Annotated in this window: 4 protein-coding genes and 1 pseudogene; 2 read left to right on the forward strand and 3 right to left on the reverse strand. The window is 75.1% G+C overall.

Annotated features, from left to right (window positions below; translation table 11 throughout):
- On the forward strand, positions 1 to 665 hold a 665-nt coding region (locus HMPREF3159_RS09055), incomplete at its 5' end, for a CHAD domain-containing protein (RefSeq protein ID WP_141748154.1).
- A gap of 76 nt (positions 666 to 741) precedes the next feature.
- Here the strand turns inward: HMPREF3159_RS09055 and HMPREF3159_RS09060 are convergent.
- Positions 742 to 1,419 (reverse strand): response regulator, encoded by a 678-nt coding sequence (locus HMPREF3159_RS09060; RefSeq protein ID WP_083305886.1) that lies wholly within the window; start codon positions 1,417 to 1,419, stop codon positions 742 to 744.
- Positions 1,412 to 2,539, reverse strand: coding sequence for a sensor histidine kinase (locus HMPREF3159_RS09065; protein ID WP_168165405.1), 1,128 nt, complete (start codon positions 2,537 to 2,539; stop codon positions 1,412 to 1,414). The genes HMPREF3159_RS09060 and HMPREF3159_RS09065 overlap by 8 nt, the downstream gene beginning before the upstream one ends.
- 377 nt (positions 2,540 to 2,916) lie before the next feature.
- Between HMPREF3159_RS09065 and HMPREF3159_RS09070 the strand changes: the two genes are divergently transcribed.
- Positions 2,917 to 3,558 carry a DedA family protein gene (locus HMPREF3159_RS09070; protein WP_070500730.1) on the forward strand — a complete coding sequence of 214 codons (642 nt, stop codon included), beginning with the start codon at positions 2,917 to 2,919 and terminating at the stop codon, positions 3,556 to 3,558.
- Here the strand turns inward: HMPREF3159_RS09070 and HMPREF3159_RS09075 are convergent.
- Positions 3,524 to 4,106 (reverse strand): annotated as a pseudogene (locus tag HMPREF3159_RS09075) (DNA primase); the annotation flags it as partial. The gene HMPREF3159_RS09070 and the pseudogene HMPREF3159_RS09075 overlap by 35 nt on opposite strands.

Consider the following 4,106-nt stretch of genomic DNA (forward strand, 5'->3'; position numbering starts at 1 on the left):
TCGAGGAGGTCCTCGACGCCGCCGCGGCCGATGCGGCGCTGCAGGCGCTCGCCCTCCCGCTCGGCGAGGTGCGGGACGCGGACGTCCTGGCCGAGCTCCTCGCGCCCGCGGTGGAGGATCTCGAGCCCGGTCCCGCCCGGGCAGAGGCGCAGGCCGTGCTCGAGGGCGTGCTGCGTTCCCGGCGGCGCGACGCGCTGGCCGCGATGGAGGCGACCGCGGGCACGGAGGCGTGGCGCGAGGGTGCGACGCTGCTGGAGGCCTGGTGCCGCACCCCGCCCTCGCTGCCCGTCCCGGCGGCCGAGGAGGTCCTGGACCGCGCGGAGCGAGAGGTCGTGCGCCGGCTGCGCGTCTCGGGCGGGGAGCCCTCCCGTCTCCATGCGGCGCGCAAGGCCGCCAAGCGATGGCGCTACGCCGCCGAGCTGCTGGCCGCCGGCCCCGACGACGCGCCGAGCCGCGAGCACATCGAGTCAGCGCGCGTGCGGGCGGAGGCGATGCAGGGGCTGCTCGGGCAGGTGCAGGACCTCGAGATCGCCCGCTCCCTGCTCACGGAGCTCGTCTCCGCGGCCGACGACGGATCGCCGGCGAGGACCGGGCTCGAGCAGCTGCGCGCACGGCTGTCAGCCCGCCAGCGGGAGCTCATCGCGCGCGCCGTCGCCGCGGGCTGAGCACCGCCGGGCCGGGCGAGACGAGTCTCATCTGGGCGGTCGGCGCAGGTCACGGCGGGACCGGCGGCGCGGGCACCTAGGACTCCAGGTAGCGCAGCACCGCGAGGACCCTGCGGCTGCTCTGCTCCTCCCCGGCGAGGTCGAGCTTGTCGAAGATCGCGCTGCCGGCCTTCTCCACCGTGCTCACGGAGAGGAAGAGACGCTCGGCGATGCCGCGGTTCGACAGTCCCTCGGCCATCGCCTCGAGCACCTCCAGCTCCCGTGGGCTCAGCCTCGCCACGGCGCGCCGCTGATCGGGCGCGCGCAGCAGCGCCCGCACCACCGCGGGGTCGATGACCGTGCCGCCGTCGGCGACCCGACGCACCGCGTCCAGGAAGCCGTCGATCTCGGTGATGCGGTCCTTGAGCAGGTAGCCGATCCCCGTCGTCTCGGAGCCCAGCAGCTCGGTCGCGTACTCGCGGGCGACGTGCTGGGAGAGCATCAGCACCCCCACCTCGGGCATCTCACGCTTGATGGCGAGCGCCGCGACGAGCCCCTCGTCGGTGTGGGTGGGCGGCATCCGCACGTCGACGATCGCCAGACCGGGACGGTGCCGACGCACCGCCTCGAGCAGCTGCGCGCCGTCGCCCACGGAGGCGAGGACCTCCATCCCCTCGTCCTCGAGCAGGCTGCGCACCCCTTCGCGCAGCAGCACCGCGTCATCGGCCAGGACGATCCCGGGCGAGGTCGGGGTCGGAGGGATCGGCTCAGTCACAGGGCAGCTCCGCGGAGATGACGGTGGGCCCGCCGCGCGGGCTGCGGACCTCGAGCGTACCGTCCAGCGCCGCCGCTCTCCGGGCCAGCCCCTGCAGTCCCCCGCCCTCGGGATCCGCACCACCGACCCCGTCGTCCCGCACCGTCAGGCGCAGGAGCGGGCTCCCCTGCCTCTCGGCGGTGCCCACCTCGACGAGCACCTCTGAGGCCGCCGCGTGCTTGACCACGTTCGTCACCGCCTCCCGGACGACGAAGTACGCGGCGGACTCGACCGCCGGCGGCAGGGAGTGCTCGATGCTGGCCGCGAGCCGCACCGGCAGGGGGCTCGTGGCCGCCACGCCCTCGAGCGCGGAGACGAGCCCGTGCTCGTCGAGGGCCGTGGGGTAGACCCGCCAGGCGACCTGGCGCACCTCCTCGATCAGCGCCTGCGACTGGCCGTGCGCCTGCTCGAGCAGCGCCGCGGAGCGCTGCGGATCGTCGGCGCGCCGGGCGCGGGCGAGGACGAGCGAGAGGGAGACGACGTTCTGCTGCACGCCGTCGTGGAGATCCCGCTCGATCCGCCGACGCTCGTCGTCGATCGCGAGGAGCACGCCGCGCCGGGTGGTCAGCAGCTGGTGCAGGCGCGGCTCGAGCGCGTCCTCCCGTGTCACCTCGGTCCAGCGGCCCAGGAGCGCCGCGAGTGCCCAGGCGACGCCCTCGCCGCACAGCGCGGTCACCAGCACTCCGCCCGGACCGAGCACCAGTGCGACCAGCGGGGCGGGGCGGCTGAGCACCCACAGGTCGAAGCTGAGGGTGACCGACGAGCCGTACAGGGACTGGCTGAGGCTGCCGAGGACCACCGCGATCACGAGCATCAGGACCTCGAGCATGAGCCAGCCGGCGGCGGTGATCGCGAGGGCCCACAGCGGGATGCGCGCGCCGCGCAGGAACTCGCCGCGCGACTGCCCCGGCCGCAGCCGGTAGGCGCGGCGCAGCCTCCACTGCTCCCACCCGCGGATCCGCTCCAGCGGGCCGCGCCAGCGCAGCAGAGCCGCGATCCCTGCCAGGAGCAGCAGCGGGCCGAGGACCAGGCCGCCGAGCGTCCCCAGCACCTGACGGCACGCCCGACGCACGAGGCGCACGGGTCCCCGATGTGCGAGGGGCCCGGGGAGTGCGGGCAGGGACATCGGGGGCCTCCGGGATCAGGGCGGGCAGGGAGTGGCCCGCCGGAACGGGCCGTGGGCATCGGGCCGGGCTCGGGCCGGGCTCGGCCCGGGTTCGGACCGGACTCGGGTTCGGACCGGGGTCAGCGGGGTCAGCGGGGTCAGCGGGGTCGGTGGGGTCAGCGGGGTCCGAACCTACCAAGCCGCACCGGCGGCCCCCAGGGGGATTCCTGCAGGATCCCGGCGCAGTTCCCCGCGCCGATCCGCAGGGTCAGCCGGGCGGTGCCGCGCTCCCTGCTCCACCTAGCGTCGAAGCCATCGACCGACCGACCCCGAGCACGTCCGGAGACCCTCGCATGGACAGCGTCCTGCAGCTCGCCGAGAGCCTCATGGCCTCGCCGTGGCTGCTGCTCCTCGTCATCGCCCTCGCCGTCGGCGACTCCCTGGTCCCGATGGTGCCGGCCGAGACCGTCGTGCTGACCGCCGGCACCTTCGCCGTCACCGGCAGCCCCTCCGCAGCCCTGCTGGTCGTCGCCGCCTGGGCGGGGGCGCTGCTCGGCGACGTCCTGGCCCATCACGTCGGCCGCGGGGCCGGTCCGCTGACGCGGAGGCTGCGCCGGCGGCGGTATGCGGGAGCGGTGGTCGGCGCCGCGGAGACGGCGCTGCGCTCCCGCGGTGGGGTGGTCATCCTCGGGGCCCGGTTCGTGCCAGGCGCGCGCACGGCCGTGAACATCACCTCGGGGGCGATCCGCTTCCCGCGCCCGACGTTCGTGCTGTACTCCTCGCTGGCGGCGCTGATCTGGTCCCTGTACTACGTCGGCATCGGGATGCTCGGCGGGCTCGCCTTCGGAAGCAACCCGCTGCTGGGCGTCGCCGTCGGGATCACGCTCGCGCTGCTGCTCGGCGGCGGGATCGAGCTGATGCGCAGGCTCCGGGCCGGACGCGCCGCCTCGAGCGGTGCCGTCAGTCCGATGGTGCCCGCAGCGACCGACGCTTGATCTGCACCTCGGTCAGACGCGCCATGATCTGCTGGTAGCGCTCGGCGTCGGAGGGATCGGTGCGCTGGAGACGCTGCTTGAGCACGGAGTACTCGCGCGTGATCGACAGCTCGCTCAGCCGGTCCAGGAGCGAGACGCCGAGCCGTTCCAGCGCCTCCTCGCTGCGGGCCGGCAGGTCGAGGTTCGCGATCTCCACGATGAGCGGCCGCACCGTCTCGCCGGCGATCTCGAGGACCTGCTCCAGATAGCGCGCGGCGGGCAGCTGCCCGCCCACGGCGTCCAGGAGGGTTCCCGCGGCGAGCATCACGTCCCACACCCCCTGCAGGGCAGGGACGTGGAAGGAGTCGTCCGGCAGGGCGGCCACACGCTCCGCGTCCAGCAGGTGCGGGGCCTGCAGCATCACGGCCAGCGACTGGGTCTCGACCTGGCCCACCGGGTCGCGGGGGCTGACCACGTCGGCCAGGCGCGGGATCGGCAGGGCGCCGCCGTCGTCCTCGATCGCCGGGGCACCGGGCCGCTCCCCCGCCCGCTCGGGCGGCACCTCGCGG

Source organism: Brachybacterium sp. HMSC06H03, from assembly GCF_001807385.1.
Classification (GTDB): Bacteria; Actinomycetota; Actinomycetes; order Actinomycetales; family Dermabacteraceae; genus Brachybacterium; species Brachybacterium conglomeratum.

Bases quoted from the DNA above. Each gene is read 5' to 3' on its own strand.
- HMPREF3159_RS09070 (WP_070500730.1), top strand. From the start codon at position 2,917: ATGGACAGCGTCCTGCAGCTCGCCGAGAGCCTCATGGCCTCGCCGTGG.